The following is a 22,460-nucleotide window of genomic DNA, read 5'->3' as shown; positions in this document are numbered from 1 at the left end:
GAGCGAGAACCCCACATCCACCGGCGACAGTTCAGGTACAGAGGCGGCCAGCCGCGCCGCCTGCCCCCGCAGCGCCTCCTCGGACTTGCCCGACACCACCCACGGCACCACCACCGGCGGCACGACATCCCCAGCCGGCTCCGCCGCCGACTCCTCCTCCGGAACCGGAACCGGAACCGGAGCCAAAACCGGCGCCCCTTGCAGCACGACATGGCAGTTCGTACCGCCGACGCCGATGGCGCTGACGCCGGCGGTGAGGGGGGCGTCCACTTCCGGGTCGGGGGTCCAGGGCTGGGTGTCGGTCTGGACGTGCAGGTTGAGTTCGTCCAGCGGGATCTCGGGGTTGGGGGTCCGGTAGTTGAGGCTGGGGAAGAGTTCGCCGTGCTTCAGGCCGAGCGCGGTCTTGATGAAGCCGACGATGCCGGCGGCGCCCTCCAGGTGGCCGACGTTCGTCTTGGCTGAGCCGACGCGCAGCGGTGTCCCGGTCTGTCGTCGGGCGCTGCCCAGGACGGTGCCGAGGGCCGCGGCCTCGATCGGGTCGCCGGTCTTGGTGCCGGTGCCGTGGAGTTCGACGTACTGGACCCGGGCGGGGTCGACGCCGGCCTGCTCGTAGGCGCGGCGCAGGACGTCTTCCTGTGCGCCCTGGTGGGGAGTGGTGAGGTGGGTGCCGCCGCCGTCGTTGTTGACGGCGCTGCCGCGGATGACGCAGTAGATGGGGTCACCGTCGGCGAGGGCGGCGGCGAGGGGCTTGAGGACGACGGCGCCGCCGCCCTCGCCGCGTACGTAGCCGTTGGCGCGGGCGTCGAAGGTGTAGCTGGTGCCGTCGGGTGAGAGGCCGCCGAACTTGGCGACGCTGACGCTGCTCTCGGGGGCGAGGATGAGGTTGACGCCGCCGGCGACGGCGATCGTGCTCTCGCCGCGGCGCAGACTTTCGTAGGCCAGGTGGACGGCGACGAGGGAGGAGGCCTGGCCGGCGTCGAGGGTCAGGCTGGGGCCGCGCAGGCCGAGGTGGTACGAGACGCGGTTGGCGATGATGCTGCGGTGCAGTCCGGTGAAGCTGTGCCGGTCGATGGCCGCGAGGCCGCGCTGCTGTTGCAGGGTGGCGTAGTCGTCGGCGATGACGCCGATGTAGACGCCGGTGTCGGTGGTGCGAAGCCGGTCCGGGGCGATGCCCGCGTCTTCGAGAGCCTCCCAGGTCAGCTCCAGGACGAGGCGCTGTTGGGGGTCCATCGCGGCGGCTTCGCGGGGTGAGATGCCGAAGAAGGCCGCGTCGAAGTGGTCGATGTGGTCCTGGTCGAGAAAGCCGCCGCGGCGGGTGTTGACCGTGCCGGGGCGGGTGGCGTCCTCGTCGTACAGGTCATCGGCGTTCCAGCGCTCCCGGGGTACTTCGGTGATGGCGTCGGTGCCGGTGCGCAGCAGGTCCCGGAAGGCGGCGGGGTCGGGGGCGCCGGGGAGGCGGCAGGAGAGTCCTACGACCGCGATCGGAGTGTTCGCCGCGTCCGCCGTGTGTGCGAAGGCGGCCTCGGAACGCTTCATGAGGGTGACTCCCTGGGACCAGGACGTGAGAGGCCGGGCGCGACAGAGGGTGCTCCCGGCTCCGGCGGGTGTGACGTTGATCGGTTGATGTGAGGGAACGCCTGGCATGGCGGCGGCGCCGGCGTGCGGTGGCACTGGGCGTCTGCTGCCGGGTGTGTCGGGGCTCGCCGTTGCGTCCCGGTGGATCCCGGACCGGTGGGGTGCCGGGGTGTACGGCAGCGGGCGGTTTGGCCGTGTTGCCGTCCCGGGCTCTGGTGAGTCCGGGAGCGGGGCGGGGCGAGCCCTGTGCGGGCCCGCCCCCGGGCGCCTAGTAGATCCCCTCCGGTGCCGACCGGACGACCTGCAGGGGTCGTACGTTGGCGACGCCGTCGCACGGCCAGGCGTCGCCGGTGTCATAGCGGACGGCGATGTCGCGTTCCAGGATGTTCGGCAGGAAGAGGTCGTCGTGCTGGACGGTCAGGCGAACCTGGCCTTGTTCGCCGTAGGGGACGACCTTGGACCAGTCGTCCTTGTCGACCACCGCCATGGTGACCTGCGGGTAGTTGGGCAGGTACGGCATCAGCACGCCGTCGTTCTCCACGGGGAGGGCGACGGTGTTGCCGAAGGTGTTGGCGTAGGTGACGATGACAAGTCCGCCGCCGAGTGCCTGGTGGAAGGAACGGCGCATCGCCGCGGTGGCGTGGGTGCCGCTGAGCCGTACGCCGCTCAGTCTCGTCACCAGTTCCGGCCGGGCCTTAATGAAGGCCTGGAGGAGTGCCGGGGTGGTGACGAGGTAGTCGACGGGCTGGCTCTCCAGTACGGAGGCCATCTGGTCGACGATGTGCGAGGTGTACTCCTGGGCGTCCTTGAGCCTGCCGTTGCGCAGCAGCCGTTTGACCCAGCGGGGGTCGAAGTCGATGCCGTAGACCCGGCCGTCGTACATGTCCGCGAGGTCCACGGCGCCGTGGCCGATGAGGTGGGGGCCGGTGGGGGTGGCCTGGAGCCAGCCGCGGCCGGGCTGGAAGCCTTCGCGTTCGATGACCCAGCGGCGCCAGGCGGCGCGCTGCAGGAGCATCGGCCCGGTGTAGAAGACGCGGCAGGGGCTGCCCGTGGTGCCGCCGGAGTCCCAGATACGTCCGGCCAGGGGGCGGGGTACAGCCTGAGGCACGAGGTCGGCCGGATCGAGCGTGCGCAGTTCGCCGAGCGGCATCGGGCCGAAGGCGGCGAGTTCGTCGTAGCGGGTGATGTCCCGCGGATCGAAGTCGAGTTCGGCGGAGCGCTTGAGCCAGTACGGGCTGCCCGTGTCGGGGTCGAAGTGGCGGCGGACGACGCGGCGGGTCCAGGCGTCGATGTCCTGTGCGAGCCACTCGTCGATGAGGGGGGTGACGTTCTTCATCGTGTTCACCCCGCCACTGCTTCGCCGGAAGGGGTGGCGGGTTCCACCGGGGGCAGGTCGATACCGAAGTCGTACACGGCGGTCATGGCCTCGAAGACGTGGTCCGGGGATTCGACGTGGACCACGGGGAAGTCCGCGTTCTGGAAGGTGCCGAAGGCGGCGGGGCCGAGGACGAGGCCGAGCTCGGTGCCGGCGTCCTCGAGTCCGCCGATCATGTGCGGCACGCTGACCGGGTCGGTCGGGTTGCGGTGGAACAGGTCGCGGATCTCCTCGCCCGTGGTGAGCGTCTTGCGCTCCATGCACGAGTGGACGGGGACGCGGGGCTGCTTGAAGGTCATGGCGTCCAGCGTGGGCTCGAGGAACTCCGTGAGGTGCCGCTGCAGCGGTGAGTGGAAGGCGCTGCCGTGTTCCTCGGCGATGTGCAGGGCGCCGGGCGACAGGGTCGCGCCGAAGGTTTCCAGGGCGGTGCGGTAGCCGCCGAGCAGCACCATGCGTTCATTGCCGGTGCCCACACGACCGAGGTCGGCGGAGAGGTGGACGTCGGGGACGTCCGCGACGAACGCGCCGGGGTCGGTGTCGAGGGGAACGCGGAGCATGGCGACGGCCTGTTGCGGGGCATCCGACGAAGGGGCCGGAACTTCCCGCAAACGCATCAGGAACGTGAAGAGTTCCTGACGTTCCACTGATCCGGCGAGGCTTGCCGCGACAAGTGCGCCGAAACTGAGCCCACATACCGCAGTGGGCGTGATTCCGTATTCTTCGGCGAGTACGTCGGCGATTCCGAGAACGGCGGCGGCCTGACGAATGGCACCGACTCCTTGGCGGTGCTCCTGTCCGGGCTCTCTTTGTTCATGGAAGATGCGTTGAACGTCGAGTCCGGTCCAGTCCGCAATTTGCGCATAGGTCCGCTGCACGCCGGGAAACAGTTCGTACAGCTCAGCACCGGCTCCTGGCTGATCATTCATGCCGCCATCCAGGACATACGCAAGTGTCACTCAGAACCCCCGTTCCAGCCCTCCCTGATAAGGGGTGGGCAAACACCGTATAGCGGTGATCGTGGACGAGGCTCCCCCTGTGGACCCCGTCACTCAATGCGGGTCACATCTGCCCGCGAGCCGCTTGGCCGTGCGGCAATTTCATCCAACCCCCGCCAGCGATCTCATGTCAAGCAAAGACTCCCCATGAGAACGTTGACGGAGGGTCAACGCGGTGCCGCTTCCGCGAGTTTATACGATCAGGACTATTTGATGGTGCCGTGGGGCAGGCGGTCTGCGCCGAGCTGCTCCCAGACCTGGTCCAGGGCGTCGACGAATCCGCGCACTTCGTCGGCGGTGTGCACGGCGCCGGGTGCGACCCGCAGGATCTCCTCGCCGACCCGCACGCTCGGGGCGTTGATCGCCTGCACGTAGATCCCGTGCCGGTCGAGCAGCAGGGCGGACATGTGCTTGCACAGGGCCTCGTCCCGCACCAGGACGGACACGATGTGCGTCTGGTCCGAAATGAAGGGAATGCGCCGCTCGTTCAGCAGTCCCTTCATCAGCTGTGCGTTGGACCACAGCTGTTCACGCTCGGCGTCGGAGGACCGCAGATGGCGTACGGCGGCCAGGGCGGCGGCGGCCACGGCGGGCGGGAGGGCGGTGGTGAAGATGAAGGAGCGGGAGAACATACGCACCGCTTCGATCACTTCGGTGGGGCCGGCGATGTAACCCCCGGTGGTGCCGAAGCCCTTGGCCAAGGTGCCCATGATGACGGTGAAGTCGTCGGCGATGCCGTGCCGGGCGGCGATGCCGGCGCCCTCGGGGCCGTACATGCCCACCGCGTGGACCTCGTCGAGGTAGGTCATCGCCCCGTAGCGCTTGGCGAGGTCGGCGATCTCGGGCAGCGGGGCGATATCACCGTTCATCGAGTACACGGACTCGGCGACGATGAGCTTGGGCACGTCCGGGTCGGCCGCCGCCAGCAGTTCTTCCAGGTGGGCGGTGTCGTTGTGGCGGAAGATCCGCTTCTCGGCGCGGCTGTGGCGCAGGCCGTCGATGATGGAGGCGTGGTTGAGCGCGTCGGAGAAGACCACGCAGCCTTCCATGCGACCGGCGATGATGGACAGCGCGCCGTCGTTGGCGGTGAAGCCGGACGTGAACAGGAGGGCGTCGTCCTTGCCGTGGAGCGCGGCGAGCTCCTTCTCCAGCAGCACGTGGTAGTGGTTGGTGCCGCCGATGTTGCGGGAACCACCGGCGCCGGCGCCGTACTTGTCGACGGCCTCCTTCATGGCCTCGAGCACCGCGGGGTGCTGACCCATGCCGAGGTAGTCGTTGCTACACCAGACGTTGATGCCGTCCGTGTCCTCGCTGTCGCACAGGCTGGCCGCGGGGAACCTCCCGGCGAGCCGGCCGATCTCCAGGAAGTCCCTCTTACCCCCGTCAGAGCCTTCGATGAGGCGTGAAAAGAGGTCCAGATATTGGGTCGTCACGTTTACTCGCTTCGCTTTCGGGCTGACTGAGGCCACGTGCACGTACAGGCGACTGTGTGGTTCTGAGGTGAGACCGCGCGGCTACGGCCGGCTTCCGGCCACCCCGGCTGCACGCGTCACCCGTGGAATCGTGCGGGGACCAGCGGCTCGCCGTCCTCGATTTCGAGGAGGCACGGAGAAGTGACGTCTGTATATCATCCGTCCGCCGACGGAGTCCAACCTTCGTGTGGGTGACGCTCGTTCGGAACACCTATGGCAACTCGCGTCGAGTGTGGGCAAACTGACAGTGGTTCAATTTCAGTTGCCTGGCTCACGTGATCATGCAATCCTGCTCCGACCAAAATGCGCTGCGAAGTGGAGTTTCGGTGACTTCGAACGAGAATTACGCCCGCCGGGTGCTGGAGGCGTTGGAGTCCGATCCCGACCGGATCGCCCTGTGGCGGGACGGCGAGGAGTGCACCGCGGGCCAGTTCTCCAGGACGGTTCTCGCGGCGGCGGAAATGCTGCGCCGGCACTTCACGGAAGATGAAATTCCGATTGTGGCGATTCTGACCGTCACCAATAGCCCGGCGACCGTAACTCTGCGCTATGCGGCCAATCTCGCCGGAGCCACCGTCGTGCACCTGCACTCCACGAACGCGGTGGATCCCACCGACCAGTTGGCCGCCGCCGCACGGCACGAGATCCTCGCCACAACCCGGGCGACGTTCCTCGCCGTCGACAAGGAGAACGCCGACGCGGCCCGCGAGCTGTGCGCGCGGCTGCCCGAGCCGCCCCGGCTCGCCGCGCTCGACGCCCTCGGCCCCGATGTCCTGGACCTGTCGGCGGGCGACCCGGACCTCTTCGATCTCGGCGCCGTAGAGGCCGACCCCGAACAGCCGGCCGTGGTGCTCTACACCAGCGGTACCAGCGGCAAGCCCAAGGGCGTCACCCTGCCCTACCGCGTGCGCAGCCTCTACCTCCAGGCGGGCCTGCAGTCCCCGGAACCCGTCGTGTACCTGTCGACGCTGCCGGTGAGCCACTCCAATGGCTCCGGTGTCGACCTCGCCCTCGCCTCGGGCGGAACGGTCGTCCTGCACGACGGCTTCGAACCGGGCGAGGTGCTGCGCGCGGTCGAGCGGCATCGCGTCTCCGCGCTCACCCTCACACCGCCGCAGCTGTACATGCTGGTCGACCACCCGGGCCTCGCCACCACCGACCGGTCCAGCATCAGGATCATCTCCTACGGCGGCTGCCCCGCCGCCCCGGCCCGGCTGGCCGAGGCGGTCGAGGCATTCGGACCGGTGCTTCTGCAGTTCTACGGCACCACCGAGACCAGCGGCATCAGCGTGCTGATCCCACCGGACCACTTCGACCCCGAACTGCGCGCCACCGTCGGGCGCCTGACCGCCGAGGTACGCATCCGAGACGTGGACGACCACCGTGACCTCGCTCCCGGCGAGGTCGGCGAGGTGTGCGTGCGCACCCCCTTCACCATGCTCGGCTACTGGGGCGACCCGGAGCTGACCGCGGCGACCATCCGCGACGGCTGGACGCACACCGGCGACCTCGGCTCCCTCGACGAGAAGGGGTATCTGCGCCTGCACGGTCGGCTGGGCGAGGTGATGAAGACCAACGGCATCCGGGTCCACCCCACGGACGTCGAGAACGCGCTGCTGAGCCATCCCGAGGTCGCCCAGGCCGCCGTGTACTGCGTGGTGGACGACGACCGCGTGGAGCACATCCACGCCGCCGTCGTGCTCCGACCGGGCACGAGCGCCGACGCCGGCACGCTGATCGGACACGTCTCCGCCGAGCTGTCGCCCAAGCATGTGCCCGCCGTGGTCACCTTCCACGACGCCCTGCCCCTCACCGGCGCGGGCAAGCCGGACAAGCAGGCGCTGGCCGCGCTCCACACGGATGCGGCCTGATGCTGACGGCCGCGTCCGTCCTCGCCGAGTCCGCCGAGCGACGCCCCCACCACCCGGCGCTCGTCTTCGGCCCCGAGCGGTTCACCTACGCCGAGCTGTGGCAGGCCACCCGCCGGTACGCGACGGTGCTGCGGGAACACGGTGTGCGCCCCGGCGACCGGATCGCCCTGCTGCTGCCCAACACACCGCACTTCCCGATGGTGTACTACGGCGTGCTGGCGCTGGGCGCCGTGGCGGTACCGGTGCACGGTCTGCTGCGCGCCGAGGAGATCGTCCACGTCCTGCGCGACTCCGAGGCGAAGGCCCTGGTGTGCGCCGGGCCGATGCTGACGCAGGGCGCCGAGGCGGCGGAGGTGGCCGGGGTTCCGCTGCTCACCGTCATGGCGTCGGAGGGCACCGACGGCGTCGGTGGCCCGCCGCGCCTGGACGTCCTCGCCGAGCGGGCGGAGCCCCTGGACCGGCTGGCCCCGCGCGCGCCCGACGACCTGGCCCTGGTGCTGTACACCTCCGGCACCACCGGCCGGCCCAAGGGCGCGATGATCAGCCAGCTCAACCTGGTGATGAACATCGGCACCACGATGCGCTCGCCGTTCGATCTGGGCCCCGACGACGTGCTGCTCGGCTGTCTGCCGCTGTTCCACACCTTCGGTCAGACCTGCGGTATGAGCGCCTGCTTCCTGGCCGGCGGCACCCTGGTGCTCATGAGCCGCTTCGACGGCCCCGCCGCACTCGACCTCATGGTCACCGAAGGCTGCACCGTGTTCATGGGCGTCCCGACCATGTACCTCGCCCTCCTGGACGCTGCCGCCGACGACGCCCGGCGCCCCGCCCTCGACCGCGCCTTCTCCGGCGGCTCGGCCCTGCCGGTCAAGGTGCTGGAGGACTTCCAGGAGGTCTACGGCTGCCCGATCTACGAGGGGTACGGCCTCACGGAGACCTCGCCTGTGGTGGCGTACAACCAGAAGGCGTGGCCGCGCCGGCCCGGCACCGTGGGGCGTCCCATCTGGGGCGTCGAGGCGGAGATCGCCAGGGCCGACGTCGAGGACCGCATCGAACTGCTGCCAACCGGCGAGATCGGGGAGATCGTCATACGGGGCCACAACGTCATGGCCGGCTACCTCAACCAGCCGGAGGCCACCGCGGCAGTGCTGGTCGACGGCTGGTTCCGCTCGGGCGACCTGGGGGTGAAGGACGCCGACGGATACCTGACCATCATCGACCGCACGAAGGACATGGTGCTGCGCGGGGGCTACAACGTCTATCCGCGCGAGGTCGAGGACGTGCTCATGCGCCACGCGGCCATCGCCCAGGTCGCCGTCATCGGGGTTCCCGACGACAGGTACGGCGAGGAGGTGTGCGCAGTGGTACGGACCCGGCCGGGCGCTGTCCCGGACGCGGGCCTGGCCGCGGACATCGTGTCCTGGAGCAGGGAGCGGGTCGCCGGGCACAAGTACCCGCGCCTGGTGGAGTTCGTCGAGGACTTCCCGCTCGGGCCGAGCGGCAAGGTGCTGAAGCGGGAACTCGTGGCCCGCTTCGCCGGCCGCCGCTGACGACACGGCACGCGACATCGCCGACCGCTTCGACCTCGCGTGCCCGCACCGGCCCGACCGGTGCGGGCGCCGGTCGGGCCGGGTCAGCGGTCGGCGCCGGTCCGGGCACGCTCCTGGAAGGCCGTCAGGTCCTCGCGCAGGGCCGCGACCACCTGCTCGCCGCGCTCGCCGAGGTAGAAGTGGCCGCCACTGAAGGTGCGGATCCGGAAGTCGGCACGGGTGTGCTCGGCCCAGCCGCGCGCCTCGTCCCCGCGCATCTGCGGGTCGGCGTCCCCGGTGTAGACATGGAGTGGGCAGCTCAGCGCCGGCCCCGGCCGGTACGCGTAGCGCTCCACCGCGGTGTAGTCGGCACGCAGCGCCGGCATGATCATCCGCACCACGTCCTCGTCCTCCAGCAGCGTCGAGGAGGTCCCTTGCAGTTTGCGTGTCTCCGCGAGGAGCCCCGCGTCGTCCAGCAGATGCACGGTGCCCTGGCGCGCGCCGCCGGGTGACCGGCGCCCGGAGACGACCAGCCCCAGCAGCCGCCCGCCCAGCTCCGCCTCCATGCGGCGCGCGGCCTCGAAGGCGAGGGTGCCGCCCATGCTGTGCCCGAAGAACACCATCGGCCGGTCGGTCTGCCCGCGCAGCACCTCCACGATGCCGTCCACGAGCGCGTCGACACTCGTGAGCGCGGGTTCGAAGCGGCGGTCCTGGCGCCCTGGGTACTGCAGTGCCAGCACCTCGGCATGGGGCGTCAGCCGAGCGGACAACGGCTGGAAGTAGCTGGCCGATCCGCCCGCGTGCGGGAAGCAGACCATCATGACGTCCCTGTCCGGCGCGGGGTGGAACCGTCTGATCCAGCGTTGCCTCAGCTCCTGCGAGTCAGCCATGTGCTCTCCCCGTTCCTTCGCACTGAGGGGCACGTCCGAGCAAGAACGCCCCCGAGCCCCAACCCTTCCCGACCCGCACCCAATGATCAAGTTGGGTCCTGACAGGCTCGTGCCCGAAGGTCGCTCAGCCGGGGCGGGCGACGTTGTCGACGGCACGTCGGATGACGCTGAACAGCACGTCGGCGAGGTCCACGCCCACCATGTCGCGCGGTTCGGGGCAGAGCATTTCGACGCCGAGAAGGGGAAGCGCCTGACTCGTGCGCCTGCTCGACCGAGCGGGCGGGCGGGCGCTGCCCCGGCGCCCTCACCGTGGACCGGACGGCCGCGGCATGGTGGCGGAGCGGGGTGGCCAGGCATAGGCGCGACCGACCAGGGCGAGCCGGGTGGGGGCGCCCAGCAGTTCGCGCAGCCGGCCCAGGTGGTAGTCGAGGGTCTGCCGGGAGAGACAGAGCGAGGCGGCGATCTCGCTGTTGCCATGGCCGGCGGCCAGCAGGGCGAGGATCCGGATCTGGGCGGCGGTGAGTGCCGGGAGCGGCCGATGCGGTAAGCCCTGGTGGGTCAGCATCGCCCATACGCCGCGAGCCCGCCCCAGGTCGCCGCGGACAGCGGTGAGCAGCGGCCGGGCCCGCCAGTGTTCACCGTCGGCGCCGACGAAAGCGGCTGCGGTCTGGATGCGGCGCCTGCGGCAGTGCGGGTGCCGATACATCATCCATGCAGGTGCGGGCTTGATCAGTAATCTTCGGCTCCGGCTGAGCCCGCCCAGGTGTCTTCTCCTGTCCAACGCACCGGCGGCATCATGATCTGCCGTGCTGCTGCGTCGGGCCTACCTCACCGCGACCAACACCCTGCCCTTTCTACGCCACCTGCCGATGAGCGACACAGACAAGGACATCGAGATCCTCGAGCTCCGGCACCAACTGCGCCTCCTGCAGCGCCAGATCGGCAGGCCGACCTTCACCGACAGCGATCGCCCCGTCCTCACCGGACTGGACCACCATCTCCCCCGAAACCCACTGCGGCACCTTCTCCTGCTGATCCACCGACACGGAGTTGCGCCGGCATCGGGAACTGCTCAGCCGACGCCATGCCGCAACCTGCGCACCCAAGCAGTGTGGACGCCCACGCACCATCCGCTCGATCCGCGCCCTGGTCCTGCGCGAGCACGGCACCCCACCCACACCCGAACGACAGAGCACCACCTGGGCCGACTTCCTCCGCAACCAGGACGAAGCCCTTCTCACCTGCGATCTCTTCGAAGTCCGCACGCTGACCGGAACACGCCTGTATGTCTTCGCCGTCATCGAGCACATCACCCGTCGCATCAGGATTCCGAGCGCCGGCGCACATGCGACCGGGGGCTGGATCGTGCAGCTCGGGCGCAACCTCCTGATGGACCTTCAGGACGCGGGCAGCAGAGCACGGTTCCTGATCCGCGACCGCGACTCGAAGTTCACCGCCGCCTTCGACGCCCTGATGATCGACGCCGGCCTGAAGGTTGTCACCACCAGCATTCGGATACCCCGGATGAACTCGCTCATGGAGCGCTGGATACAGACCTGCCGCACACCCCACCCCCGAGCACCCGAACCACCCCGTCACCACTACATGAACCAACCAAAGAGGAATCCAGCAGTAGGCATCGTCCGACGTGTTCACGATCCGGCACGGAAGCCGGAGACGCCAAGAAAGCCGCTTCCGGGAAGAAGCAAACGCAAATCAGGATGAGTCAGTCTATTTCCGGTTGGTGAGATTGATTTTCCAGCTATTTACACAGGGATTGCCCTCCCGGCGGCATGCATCTCGCGATAGTGGGAATACGCCCCGCCGGGCACGGGTGCCGTTGTCTGCTGTCTCAGCACCGGAGGTTTCGCTATTTCTGCGCATCCTGTACAGAAATTCGGACACAATCCAGTCGACGTCCGGGACACCGATCATTATACGGAGGAGTACGTACCCAGTTTCGTTGAAAAGTGGGACTCGCTCATCGATTGGGAGAGGCGGACGGAGAGCGAGGGAACGTTTTTCATTGACCTCCTGCGGGAGCGTGGCGTCAAAAAGGTCCTCGACGTGGCCACAGGGACCGGTTTTCATTCGGTCCGGCTGCTCGAGGCAGGATTCGAGACCGTGAGCGCCGATGGCAGCGCCGAGATGCTTGCCCAGGCATTCGACAACGGGCTCAAGCACGGTGAGCACATTCTCCGCGTCGTACAGGCGGACTGGCGCTGGCTCAATCGCGACGCCCACGGCGAGTACGACGCCATCGTCTGCCTCGGGAACTCCTTCACCCATCTGTTCTCGGAGCGCGACCGGCGCAAGGCACTCGCGGAGTTCTACGCGATGCTCAAGCACGACGGGATCCTCGTCCTCGACCAGCGCAACTACGACGCGATCCTTGATCGCGGCTACACCAGCAAGCACGTGTACTACTACTGCGGGAAGGACGTCGCCGTCGAGCCAGAGTATGTGGACGAGGGGTTGGTGCGCATGCGCTACAGCTTCCCCGACAAATCCGTCTACCACCTGAACATGTTCCCGCTGCGCAAGGACTACACGCGCAGGCTCATGCAGGAGGTCGGTTTCCAGCGGATCGAGACGTACGGCGACTTCCAGCACACCAACCGGGAAGAGCGGCCCGACTTCTTCATTCATGTCGCGGAGAAGGAATACCGGATCACAGCCGAGCCGCTCACGGAATATTCCGAGGCCGTGGGGACCGCGCGCGACTACTACAACTCGGCGGACGCCGACGCCTTCTACGCCCAGGTCTGGGGAGGAGAAGACATTCACATCGGCATCTATGACCGGCCTGACGAGCCGATAGCCGAGGCTAGCCGACGCACCGTGGAGCGCATGGCGCGACAGCTCGACCTGACGACCTCATCCGTCGTACTCGATCTCGGGGCGGGCTTCGGAGGCTCCGCGCGGTACCTCGCCGAGACCTACGGCTGCCGAGTCATCGCGCTCAACCTCAGCGAGGTGGAGAACGCCCGTCACCGCGTGCTGAACGCCGAGCGCGGACTCAGCGAGGCCATCGAGGTGGTGGACGGCTCCTTCGAGAGCATCCCACTCCCGGACCAGAGCGTCGACGTGGTCTGGTCCCAGGACGCCCTGCTGCACAGCGGCAACCGCGCCCGCCCCTTGGAGGAGGCCGCCCGTGTACTGCACCCGGGCGGCCACTTGATCTTCACCGACCCCATGGCGGTGGACGGCTGCCCGGCCGAGACACTGCGCCCCATCCTGGACCGCATCCACCTGGAGGATATGGGCTCGCCCGACTTCTACCGCCATGAGCTGGCGCGACTCGGATTCACCGAGGTCGGCGGCGGCTTCGAGGAACACCGGGAGCAACTGATCACCCACTACGCCCGGGTGCTGGACGAGACGCGGCGTCAGGAGGCCGACGGCCTGGCCGACCAGGTGAGCGCCGACTACCTCGCGCGCATGAAGAAGGGTCTCACCAACTGGGTCGAGGGCGGCAGGAACAACCATGTGACGTGGGGCGTCTTCCACTTCACGCGATAGCCGCCACGGCCGGGTGACGGGCCCCACCCGCCACCCGGCCGCACCAGCGGCATACGACCGCCGTGCCCAGGGCGAGGGCGATTTTGCTCGGCAACGACACCCTTGCTCCCCGCCGGACGCCCACCGAGCCCGAGCCGTCCGTTCCCCCAGTGGAAGCCACACAGCCGGAACCGGCCGTCGAGCCGACGCAACCGTCGGTCCAGCAGGGGTACAGGATGCTGGTGTCGAGCACGGTGCCGATCGGCTCACCGATCGGCACCGGCTCGCCGACGGGGACTCCAGCGATGCTGCGCTTGCCGAAAATATCATCCGCCCTGGTGGGAAGCGGTGCGCACAGTGGCGGTGCACCGGAGGTCGACCGGCGCAGTCGCCCGTACGCGCGCTCTCGCGAGGCTCGTCCTCACCGCGGCTGGCTCACCACCGCCCCGAGCACCATCCCGACACGCGCCATGTCCGTTCCCGTGTCGCCTCACCACGCCGCACGCGGCGCCGTGCAGAAGATCATCACCAACCTCGAAAAGGGCGATGCGAGTCTGCGGGTGCCGATAAATCATCCGCGCAGGTCGGGAGCCTGTTCACGGATCTTCGGCTCTCCTTGAGATTCGCCCCAAGTGCCTTCACCCGCAAAGGGCTGGGGCGGCATCATGATCTGTCGTGCTGCTGCGCCTGTGGGGTTCCATAATCCGGCCAGGACCTTGACCAGCAAAGTTCGATGGAGCGTCACTGATCGGGCAGGATCGTAGTTCGTGTCCTTGCGGTCCTGCTCTACCTGCTCGCCACTCGGCTACTCAGCTGGCTCGTGTTACCCGGCCGTTCCTCCGCATCCAAGGACGTCGAGCTACTCGTGCTCCGCCATGAGGTAGCCGTGCTGCGCCGCAGCACTCCGAGGCCACGCTTGACCTGGGCGGACCGCGCGATCCTCACCGCCCTCGTCCGCCTTCTGCCGAGAAAGCTGCGCGAACACAGACTGGTTACCCCCGGCACGCTCCTGCGCTGGCATCGCCGCCTGGTGGCAAGGAGATGGACCTATCCACACAAGGTCGGCCGCCCTCCCCTCGACGACACAATCGCCACGCTCATCGAACGGCTTGCGACGGAGAACCCTTCCTGGGGGTACAAGCGAATCCAAGGAGAGCTGATGCGGCTCGGCCACCGCATCGGTGCCTCCACGATTCGCAGAGTCCTCAAGCGCCTGAAGATCCCCCCAGCACCCAAACGGCAGACCGAGACAACCTGGCGGCAGTTCCTGCACACCCAAGCCTCGACCCTGATCGCCGTCGACTTCTTCCACATCGACTGCGCCCTCACCCTGCGACGGGTGTACGTGTTCTTCGCGATCGAGGTCGGCAGCCGCTACGTGCACGTCCTGGGCGCCACGTCCCATCCCGACGGCCCCTGGACCACGCAGCAGGCACGCAACCTCCTGATGGAACTCGGCGACCCAGCATCCGGCTTCGCGTTCCTGGTGCGGGACCGGGCCGGGCAGTTCACCACCTCCTTCGACTCCGTCCTGGCCAGCGCGGGCATCACGGGCGTGAAGATCCCACCGCGCAGTCCACGCGCGAACGCCTACGCGGAAAGATTCGTGCTCACTGTCCGCTCCGAGGTCACCGACCGCATGCTCATCCTCGGCCAGCGCCATCTGCGCACCGTGCTGGACGCATACGCCCGGCACTACAACGGGCGAAGACCCCACCGCGGACGCCGCCTGCAACCGCCTCGACCCGACCATGCCATCGCCAACCTCTGCCAAGAACGGATCAAGCGTCGACCCATCCTCGGAGGACTCATCAACGAGTACGAAAGAGCCGGGTAAATTCGCAGGTCAATACAGCGACCCTATTTTGGAACCCCACACCCTTCCAACACTGCCCCAAGTACCCCGGATGAACGCCATCGCGGCACGCTGGATCGCCTCATGCCGACGCGAGGCAACCGACCGCATCCTGATCACGGAGAGCGCCACCTACGCCTCGTCGCCAGTGAGTACGCAGAGCACTACAACCAACACCGGCCACACCGATCCCTCGGACAACGGTCGCCGGACCGACTCACCGAGCCCGAACCACCCACCGCCACCGATAACACTCGCATCCATCGACGCGATCGACTCGGCGACCTCATCCACGAATACACGCAGGCCGCATAGGGATTACACAGGATTCCGGCACCCACAGGATCTCGGCGTTGTTTGCGGCGGTCGATCGGCCCACCAGGAGGAGGCAGCCCAGTAGTCGGCAGAAGATCAGGTAGAGCAGTCACAGACCCACGATCACTGAACGTGCCCATACTTGGGCGATCACAAAGCCGCAGGTCAACCACCGTACGGCAATAATGACACCCTTCAGGGCAGGTGTGGGCCGTGGGCGAGACCCAGGCGCCTGACAAGTCCTGGCAGGCGCTGGCGCTGCGTTACGACGGCAGGAAGTGGACCAACGTCCGGCTGTCGAAGGGGACCGCGGGGTTGAACTCGGTCGCGATCAGTCAGGGTGACAGCTCCGACCGGAAGTGTGCCACTTCCGCGAACGCATCCCACGGGACGCCCTGACGTACACCCCGCCACGACCTGCACTCTCGGAGTATACATGCCGCGTATACATAGTATGTATAGTACGGGCCATGTCCATCGGTCACACCCTTTTAGGGCTTCTGGAGGCCGGCCCGCGCCACGGCTACGACCTCAAGCGGGCCTTCGACGAGAAGTTCGGTCACGACCGGCCGCTGCACTACGGCCAGGTCTACTCAACGATGTCCCGGCTGCTGAAGAACGGTCTCGTCGAGGTCGACGCGATCGAGGCGGGCGGCGGTCCCGAGCGCAAGCGCTACGCGATCACCGACGCCGGCATCACCGACGTACAGCGGTGGCTGGCGACGCCGCAGAAGCCGGAGGAATACCTCCAGTCGACCCTCTACACCAGGGTCGTCCTCGCCCTGCTCACCCGGCGCGACGCCACCGAAATCCTCGACACCCAGCGCTCCGAGCATCTGCGCAGCATGCGGATCCTCACTGACCGCAAGCGCAAGGGCGACCTGGCCGACCAGCTGATCTGCGACCACGCCCTGTTCCACCTGGAAGCCGACCTGCGCTGGTTGGAGCTGACCGCCGCCCGACTCGACAAACTCCGTGAGGCTGTGACCCTATGACGAATTCGCCCCCCGATTCCCTGCTCACCGCGCACGACCTGCGCAAGGCGTATGGCCCGACCCACGCGCTGGACGGTGCCGAGTTCTCCATACACCCCGGCGAGGTCGTCGCCATCATGGGCCCCTCCGGGTCCGGCAAGTCCACGCTGCTGCACTGCCTCGCGGGGATCGTGCCGCCCGACTCCGGGTCGATTACCTACAACGGGCGTGAACTGACGAAGATGAGCGATGCCCAGCGCAGCGCGCTGCGCCGCTCCGAGTTCGGGTTCGTGTTCCAGTTCGGTCAGCTGGTGCCCGAGCTGACCTGTGTGGAGAATGTCGCCCTGCCGTTGCGGCTGAACGGCTCCTCCCGCAAGGACGCCCTGCGGACCGCGCTCGGCTGGATGGAGCGCCTGGAGGTCGACGACCTCAAGGCCAAGCGTCCCGGCGAGGTCTCCGGCGGCCAGGGCCAGCGCGTCGCCGTGGCCCGCGCGCTGGTCACCGGACCGCGCCTGCTGTTCGCCGACGAACCCACCGGCGCGCTCGACTCCTCCAACGGTGAACGCGTGATGGGACTGCTGACCGAAGCGGCCCGCGCGACCAACGCCGCCGTCGTCCTCGTCACCCACGAGACACACGTGGCCGCCTACTCCGACCGCGAGATCGTCGTCCGCGACGGCAAGTCCCGCGACATGGAGCGCTCCGTATGAGCCCTCGCCAGTGGATCAGAGACCTGGCCATGGGAGCCCGCTTCGCCGTCACCGGCGGACGCGAGGGCTGGGTCCGGATGACGCTCACCGCCGTCGGCGTCGGCCTCGGCGTGGCACTGCTCCTGCTGTGCACCGCCCTGCCGAACGTGTTCGCCGCCCGCCTCAAGGTGGAGGACGCCCGCTACGACAACACGTACTCCGAGAAGGCCCCGCCGAAGGCGGACAACACCTTCCTGATCGCCGCCACCGACACCGCCTGGCACGACGACGACATCCGCGGCCGGCTCGTCGAGCCCGAGGGCAAGCGGGCACCGTTGCCCCCGGGGGTCGACAGCTTCCCGGGCAAGGGCGAGATGGTGGTCTCTCCCGCGCTCAAGGACCTGCTCGCCTCGGACGACGCCAAGCTGCTGCGGGAGCGGCTGCCCTACAAGATCACCGGCACGATCGGCGAGAGCGGACTCATCGGCTCCCACGAACTGGCCTACTACGCGGGCGCCTCGGGGCTGAAACTCACGGACGTCTCCCCGGTGCACCGGCTGACCGAGTATGGCAAGCCGGACGAGACACCCGAGAAGACCGACCCGGTACTGCTGCTCATGGTCCTGGTCGTGTTCGTGGTGCTGCTGACCCCGGTCGCCGTGTTCATCGCCGCCGCCGTCCGCTTCGGCGGCGAGCGCCGCGACCGCCGGCTGGCCGCGCTGCGCCTGGTCGGCTCGGACAGCCACATGACCCGGCGGTTCGCAGCGGGCGAAGCACTCGCCGGAGCCCTGCTCGGCCTGGTCATCGGCACCGCCTTCTTCCTCCTCGGCCGTCAGACGCTGGGCTCCACCGAGTTGCTGGGCGTGAGCGTCTGGCCCAGCTACCTCGACCCCTCCCCCGCGCTCGCCGCGCTGGTCGCGGTGGCGATCCCGGTCGCCGCCGTACTCGTCACACTGCTCGCGATGCGCGGCGTGGTGGTGGAACCGCTTGGCGTCGTACGCGCGGCCAAGCAGCGCCGCCGCCGGCTGTGGTGGCGGCTGATGCCGCCACTGGCCGGCCTCGCGATGCTCTACCCGTTGATCGGCAAGGGCCGCAAGAACGGCGACTTCAACCAGTACCTCGTTATCGGCGGCGTACTGCTGCTGCTGATCGGCATCACCGCGCTGCTCCCCTGGGTCGTGGAGGCGGTCGTCGTCCCCCTCGGCAAGGGCGCGCTGTCCTGGCAGCTCGCGGTACGACGGCTGCAGCTGAGCAGCGGAACCGCCGCACGCATGGTCAACGGCATCGCCGTCGCGGTGGCCGGAGCCATCGCCCTGCAGATGCTGTTCACGGGAACGCAGAGCCAGTACACGAAGGCCACCGGCAAGGACCCCAGCCGGGTCCAGATGCAGGTCGACTTCAGCGAGCGCAAGCCGTTGTCCGGTGTCGAACGCGATTTCACCGGCACCAAGGGAGTACGGGCCGCAGTGGCCCTGGCCACCTCGGAGTACGGGGACGCGCGTCGCGACCCGGAGAACAGCAACGGCCTGACCGTGGGTAGCTGCACCGCCCTGCGCGAACTCGCCACGCTTCCCTCCTGCAAGGACGGCGACGTGTTCGTCACGCGAACGAGGAGCCACTACACCACCCCCAGCAACGCCGACGAAATCGCCATAGTGAAGCCCGGTCGGCAGCTCTACATCGACCCGTCGTACGACGACGCCGAACGCGGCATCGAGGCGCCCTGGACCGTTCCGGCGAACGTGCGGGTGGTGGACGCGCGCAAGGACTCCCTGCAGGACGCCAACGGTCTGCTGGTCACCCCCGCCGCCCTGCCCGCCAAGGCCGCGTCCGCGTTGTTCTCGGACGGGGTCTACCTGCGTCTGGACCCGTCGGTACCGGATTCACGGGAGTACATACGCAACGCCGTCGCCCGGATCGACCCGCTGGCAAGCACCTACGGCTGGTCGGCGACCCAGGAGGACGTCAAATACACCTCCATCCGCACTGGCCTGTTCGTCGGCTCCTTCTTCGTGCTGGCACTGATCGGAGCGAGTCTGCTGGTCTCGCAGCTGGAGCAGCTGCGCGAACGCAGGAAGCTGCTCTCCGCGCTGGTCGCCTTCGGCACTCAGCGCCGCACGCTGAGCCTGTCGGTGCTATGGCAGACGGCCCTCCCGGTCGGGCTCGGCCTCGTACTGGCCACAACGGTGGGTGTCACCCTCGGCTCGGTGCTGCTGAAGATGACCCGTACACCGGTGGCCATGGACTGGGCGAGCGTCCTGACCATGACCGGCGTGGGCGCGGCCGTGGTCGGCGTGGTCACGCTGCTCAGCCTGCCGCCGCTGCTGCGGATGATGCGCCCGGAGGGCCTGCGCACGGAATAGCCCCTCACACATCCCCCGAAGTGGGCTCCTCCTGCCAGGAGGAGCCCACCGCTGCACACAAGCAAGCCCGTTCGGCATCAGCACAGTCACCGTCAGGGCAACCTCGGCGCACAGCAGGATCCGCAGTCGAGGCGAGCACGCCATCAGACGGCGTCGGCCGGGAGCCTGCCGACGCCTGCACCGCCGCTACGAACACCTGATACGCCGGGCACCGGCGCCTCCACGGTGGAGTCACGCACTCCCCCATGGTGATGGCAATATCTGAATCCCCCCACCACGCGCTCGAGGCTGCCTCAGAACTGCTCGGGTTGATTCCCCAGGTAGACCCCGCTGATCTGCGCACGGGTGCCACAAGAGGTCCGGCCAAGGTAAGCAAGGTGGACAGCGGGATGGTCTCGGAGCGGAAGGCCGTACGGTCCGCCCTCGATGGCTGCGATGGCTGCGATGGCTGCGATGGCTGCGATGGCTGCGATGGCTGCGATGGCTGCGATGGCTGACCGTACAGGCCGGTCGGGCGGTCAGCGGGTGGGCACCTCGAACCCGAGGGCGACCAGGGCCTCTTCGGCGGCCTGCTGGTCCTGCTCGTAGCTGCCGCCGGAGATTCCGAGGCCTCCGACGCACTGGCCGTTGTCGATGATCGGGTAGCCGCCGCCGACCGCCATCAGACGCGGGTGGCCGCCCAGCGGCGCGATGCTCGGATTGGCGAGGTAGTTGTTCCACGCGTGGGTGGGGGTGCGGAAGGAGGCTGCGGTCCATGCCTTGTCGACGGCGACCTCGGTGGTGAGGAAGGGCGCGTCGTCGGCGCGGTCGAACGCCTTGAGGTGCCCGCCCGGGTCGGTGACGGCGACAGCCGCCGTGAAACCGATCCAGGCGGCGGCCGTGTGTACCGCTGCGATCAGGGCGCCTGCTGCGACCTGGGTGATCGAGGAGGCGGGGAACGACATTGCGAGTGTGTCAGAGCTCATGAGTGGTCCCTTTGTGGCTGTGCTGTGCGGGTGGCGCCGTTCCGGGCGCACGTGGTGCGGCCGGGTCACCGCAGTGGTGAGGCGGGGGTGGGGACCACGCGGGTGACGACGGTCTTCTCGGGGATCAGCAGGCCGTAGACCACCGGGCCGATCTCGTTCTTCCAGCGGTCGTGGTGGTAGACGGCTTCGTACAGGGCCTCGCTCTGGGCCTCGTCCTCGAACCGGCGAATCCACACGTAGCCGTCCTCGTCCTGGTCGTCGACGAAGGAGGCTGTCACGTCCATGCCCAGAGAGGCCTGGAACGGGATGACCACCTCTTCCATGTAGCGCACCCACTCCTCGCGGCGACCGGGCTGCGCCTGGTAGCGGCGGATCTCGTAGTACATGTGCGACTCCAAAGTTGGTGCCGGGGTGGTCAGTTGGGGACGGTGAGGACGAGCTTGCCGCGGGTGCGGCCGGCCTCGCCGCGGGCGTGGGCCGCGCCGGCCTGCTCCAGCGGGAAGGTGTCCTCCACCTCGACGGCGACATGGCCGGCGTCGATCAGGTCGGCGATCGTCGTCAGCGCGGCTCCGTCCGGCTCGACCAGGAACGGGGTGACCCGCACGCCGGCCGCCTCGGCGGCCTGGGCCAGCTCGGGGGAGACGCCGGCCGGGATGGCGACCAGCAGGCCGCCGGGGCGCAGGACCTTGAGCGAGCGGGTGCTGGTCCGGTCGTGGGCATCGCCCACCAGGTCGATGACGATGTCGACGTCGACGGCGGCGTCCTCGAAGCGGGTGGTGGTGTAGTCGATGGTCTCGTCGGCGCCGAGTTCCTTGAGCCAGGGGTGGCGGGCGGTGCTGGCGGTGGCGATCACGTGGGCGCCGAGGTGCCGGGCGAACTGGACCGCGAAGTGGCCGACCCCGCCGGCGGCGGCGGTGACCAGGACCCGCTGGCCGGCTTGCAGGTGAGCGGTGTCGACCACCGCCTGCCAGGCGGTCAGCGCGGCCAGCGGTACGGCGGCGGCGTGCACGTGGTCGAAGGTGGCGGGCTTGAGGGCGAACTGGCGGGCCGGGGCGGTCACGTACTCGGCGTAGGCGTTCGCGGCGCGCGGGAACCACGGCATGCCGTACACCTCGTCGCCGGCCTTCAGCGTGGTCACACCGAAGCCGACCTCCTCCACCACCCCGGACAAGTCCCAGCCAAGGGTGAACGGCGGCTCACCCAGCAGCCCGGCCATGCCGGAGCCACCGCGGGTCTTCCAGTCCACCGGGTTGATCCCGGCCGCGTGCACCCGCACCAGCACCTCGGTGGGGAGTGGTACCGGGCGTGGGACCTGCTGGATGCGCAGCACCTCCGGACCGCCGAAACCGTCCTGGACCACTGAGCGCATCGTGTCTGTGGACATGCGTCATCTCCTGAAAAGGCACTCTGCGGAAGGCCCTCGGCGGGCCCCCCGTTGACGTCGACGACGCTATCCCCGGGGATATAGTTACCTTCAAGGTCTAAAACTTCCCATTGGGAAGTAACCTGGTGGGAAGAGTGAGCATGACGACCACCTGCCCCAGCGGCCAGCACTCGCACCATGACGTCTACGCCGCCCAGTGCCCGTGCCGCGCGCTGCTCGACCTGCTCGCCAACAAGTGGTCCGCGCTGGCCATCGGCGCCCTCGAGGACGGGCCCCAGCGTTTCGGGGAACTCCAGCGCAGGCTCCAGGGCGTCAGCCCCAAGGTGCTCACTCAGACGCTGCGCCGCCTTGAGGACTTCGGCATCCTCGACCGCACCGTCTACCCCGCCGTCCCCCTGCACGTCGAGCACTGCCCTTGCCAGAAACCTCATCCGCCCTGGTAGGGGCCGGTGCATCGGGTTTCCCGAAATCTGGCCACGGTCGTCTGAGCCGGCGCTCTCGCGCAGCTGCCGTCAGCATTGCGGGTGCCGATACATCATCTACGCAGGTCGGGATCCTGATCACGGATCTTCGATTCTCCTCGACGTTCACCCCGGGGTCTTCACCAGCGCAGGGCCCCGGCGGCATCATGATCTGTCGTGCTGCTGCGTCTGGCCTACCTCGCCGCGACCAACGCCCTGGCCTTCCTACGCCTCCTGCCGATGAGC

General features: G+C 68.5%; 22 protein-coding genes. 12 read left to right on the top strand and 10 right to left on the bottom strand.

What is annotated here, in order from left to right; genetic code table 11:
- The 4 genes from JK363_RS40115 to hemA form a co-directional block, all read right to left on the bottom strand.
- The coding region (locus JK363_RS40115; RefSeq protein WP_215911719.1) for a type I polyketide synthase at nt 1-1,536 on the bottom strand (1,536 nt) is incomplete at its 3' end.
- Between the two features lie 307 nt (nt 1,537-1,843).
- Nucleotides 1,844-2,911, bottom strand: coding sequence for an acyl-CoA synthetase family protein (locus JK363_RS40110; RefSeq protein WP_201883272.1), 1,068 nt, complete (start codon nt 2,909-2,911; stop codon nt 1,844-1,846).
- A gap of 5 nt (nt 2,912-2,916) precedes the next feature.
- Nucleotides 2,917-3,507: a hypothetical protein gene (locus tag JK363_RS40105; RefSeq protein WP_201883271.1), complete on the bottom strand. Its 591-nt coding sequence runs from the start codon at nt 3,505-3,507 to the stop codon at nt 2,917-2,919.
- Nucleotides 3,508-4,151: 644 nt separating this feature from the next.
- Entirely contained in the window at nt 4,152-5,378 is a 1,227-nt protein-coding gene (gene hemA, locus JK363_RS40100) for a 5-aminolevulinate synthase (RefSeq protein WP_201883270.1), read from the bottom strand.
- A 365-nt stretch (nt 5,379-5,743) separates the two neighbouring features.
- Here hemA and JK363_RS40095 point away from each other — a divergent pair, with 365 nt between their 5' ends.
- Both JK363_RS40095 and JK363_RS40090 read left to right on the top strand, forming a co-directional pair.
- On the top strand, nt 5,744-7,288 hold the full coding sequence (locus JK363_RS40095) for a class I adenylate-forming enzyme family protein (RefSeq protein ID WP_201883269.1): 1,545 nt from the start codon (nt 5,744-5,746) through the stop codon (nt 7,286-7,288).
- Complete coding sequence (locus JK363_RS40090; RefSeq protein WP_201883275.1) at nt 7,285-8,838, top strand: long-chain-fatty-acid--CoA ligase; 1,554 nt, start codon at nt 7,285-7,287, stop codon at nt 8,836-8,838. The genes JK363_RS40095 and JK363_RS40090 overlap by 4 nt, the downstream gene beginning before the upstream one ends.
- 83 nt (nt 8,839-8,921) lie before the next feature.
- On the opposite strand, the gene JK363_RS40085 is transcribed toward JK363_RS40090, so the two are convergent.
- The 3 genes from JK363_RS40085 to JK363_RS43550 form a co-directional block, all read right to left on the bottom strand.
- On the bottom strand, nt 8,922-9,707 hold the full coding sequence (locus JK363_RS40085; RefSeq protein ID WP_201883268.1) for a thioesterase II family protein: 786 nt from the start codon (nt 9,705-9,707) through the stop codon (nt 8,922-8,924).
- A gap of 304 nt (nt 9,708-10,011) precedes the next feature.
- Nucleotides 10,012-10,416 carry a helix-turn-helix domain-containing protein gene (locus tag JK363_RS40080; protein ID WP_201883267.1) on the bottom strand — a complete coding sequence of 135 codons (405 nt, stop codon included), beginning with the start codon at nt 10,414-10,416 and terminating at the stop codon, nt 10,012-10,014.
- A 145-nt stretch (nt 10,417-10,561) separates the two neighbouring features.
- Nucleotides 10,562-10,747, bottom strand: coding sequence for a hypothetical protein (locus tag JK363_RS43550; RefSeq protein ID WP_236076537.1), 186 nt, complete (start codon nt 10,745-10,747; stop codon nt 10,562-10,564).
- Nucleotides 10,748-10,757: 10 nt separating this feature from the next.
- On the opposite strand from JK363_RS43550, the gene JK363_RS40075 reads away from it, so the two are divergent.
- The 9 genes from JK363_RS40075 to JK363_RS40040 all read left to right on the top strand — a co-directional run bounded on the left by JK363_RS40075 (nt 10,758) and on the right by JK363_RS40040 (nt 19,404).
- The gene (locus tag JK363_RS40075; RefSeq protein WP_236076536.1) at nt 10,758-11,432 is read left to right on the top strand and encodes a hypothetical protein; all 675 of its coding nucleotides are present in this window, start codon (nt 10,758-10,760) and stop codon (nt 11,430-11,432) included.
- Between the two features lie 147 nt (nt 11,433-11,579).
- Nucleotides 11,580-13,229: a glycine/sarcosine N-methyltransferase gene (locus tag JK363_RS40070; protein ID WP_443726317.1), complete on the top strand. Its 1,650-nt coding sequence runs from the start codon at nt 11,580-11,582 to the stop codon at nt 13,227-13,229.
- Nucleotides 13,230-13,444: 215 nt separating this feature from the next.
- Nucleotides 13,445-13,828, top strand: a complete 384-nt coding sequence (locus JK363_RS40065; RefSeq protein WP_201883266.1) for a hypothetical protein — start codon at nt 13,445-13,447, stop codon at nt 13,826-13,828.
- Between the two features lie 539 nt (nt 13,829-14,367).
- Entirely contained in the window at nt 14,368-15,045 is a 678-nt protein-coding gene (locus JK363_RS44500; RefSeq protein WP_307822079.1) for an integrase core domain-containing protein, read from the top strand.
- 102 nt (nt 15,046-15,147) lie between these two features.
- Nucleotides 15,148-15,378 carry an integrase core domain-containing protein gene (locus JK363_RS44945; RefSeq protein WP_372444947.1) on the top strand — a complete coding sequence of 77 codons (231 nt, stop codon included), beginning with the start codon at nt 15,148-15,150 and terminating at the stop codon, nt 15,376-15,378.
- 213 nt (nt 15,379-15,591) lie between these two features.
- Nucleotides 15,592-15,777: a hypothetical protein gene (locus JK363_RS40055; protein WP_201883265.1), complete on the top strand. Its 186-nt coding sequence runs from the start codon at nt 15,592-15,594 to the stop codon at nt 15,775-15,777.
- 71 nt (nt 15,778-15,848) lie between these two features.
- Nucleotides 15,849-16,373, top strand: coding sequence for a PadR family transcriptional regulator (locus tag JK363_RS40050; RefSeq protein ID WP_201883264.1), 525 nt, complete (start codon nt 15,849-15,851; stop codon nt 16,371-16,373).
- Nucleotides 16,370-17,062, top strand: a complete 693-nt coding sequence (locus JK363_RS40045; protein WP_201883263.1) for an ABC transporter ATP-binding protein — start codon at nt 16,370-16,372, stop codon at nt 17,060-17,062. Before JK363_RS40050 ends, JK363_RS40045 begins: the two co-directional genes overlap by 4 nt.
- Nucleotides 17,059-19,404 carry an ABC transporter permease gene (locus JK363_RS40040; RefSeq protein WP_201883262.1) on the top strand — a complete coding sequence of 782 codons (2,346 nt, stop codon included), beginning with the start codon at nt 17,059-17,061 and terminating at the stop codon, nt 19,402-19,404. The genes JK363_RS40045 and JK363_RS40040 overlap by 4 nt, the downstream gene beginning before the upstream one ends.
- A gap of 518 nt (nt 19,405-19,922) precedes the next feature.
- Here JK363_RS40040 and JK363_RS40035 read toward each other — a convergent pair.
- From JK363_RS40035 to JK363_RS40025, 3 genes are all read right to left on the bottom strand, one after another.
- On the bottom strand, nt 19,923-20,369 hold the full coding sequence (locus JK363_RS40035; protein WP_201883261.1) for a GlcG/HbpS family heme-binding protein: 447 nt from the start codon (nt 20,367-20,369) through the stop codon (nt 19,923-19,925).
- 65 nt (nt 20,370-20,434) lie between these two features.
- Nucleotides 20,435-20,755, bottom strand: coding sequence for an NIPSNAP family protein (locus tag JK363_RS40030; protein ID WP_201883260.1), 321 nt, complete (start codon nt 20,753-20,755; stop codon nt 20,435-20,437).
- Between the two features lie 29 nt (nt 20,756-20,784).
- Entirely contained in the window at nt 20,785-21,753 is a 969-nt protein-coding gene (locus JK363_RS40025; protein ID WP_201883259.1) for an NADP-dependent oxidoreductase, read from the bottom strand.
- A gap of 140 nt (nt 21,754-21,893) precedes the next feature.
- Between JK363_RS40025 and JK363_RS40020 the strand changes: the two genes are divergently transcribed.
- A complete protein-coding gene (locus tag JK363_RS40020; protein ID WP_201883258.1) occupies nt 21,894-22,196 on the top strand; it encodes a winged helix-turn-helix transcriptional regulator in 303 nt (100 codons plus the stop codon).
- The last annotated feature ends 264 nt before the right edge of the window (nt 22,197-22,460 follow it).

The organism is Streptomyces coffeae, from assembly GCF_016741875.1.
GTDB lineage: Bacteria > Actinomycetota > Actinomycetes > Streptomycetales > Streptomycetaceae > Streptomyces > Streptomyces coffeae.
Note: the sequence above shows the minus strand (reverse complement) of the source record. Positions and strands in the feature narration are given on the sequence as shown.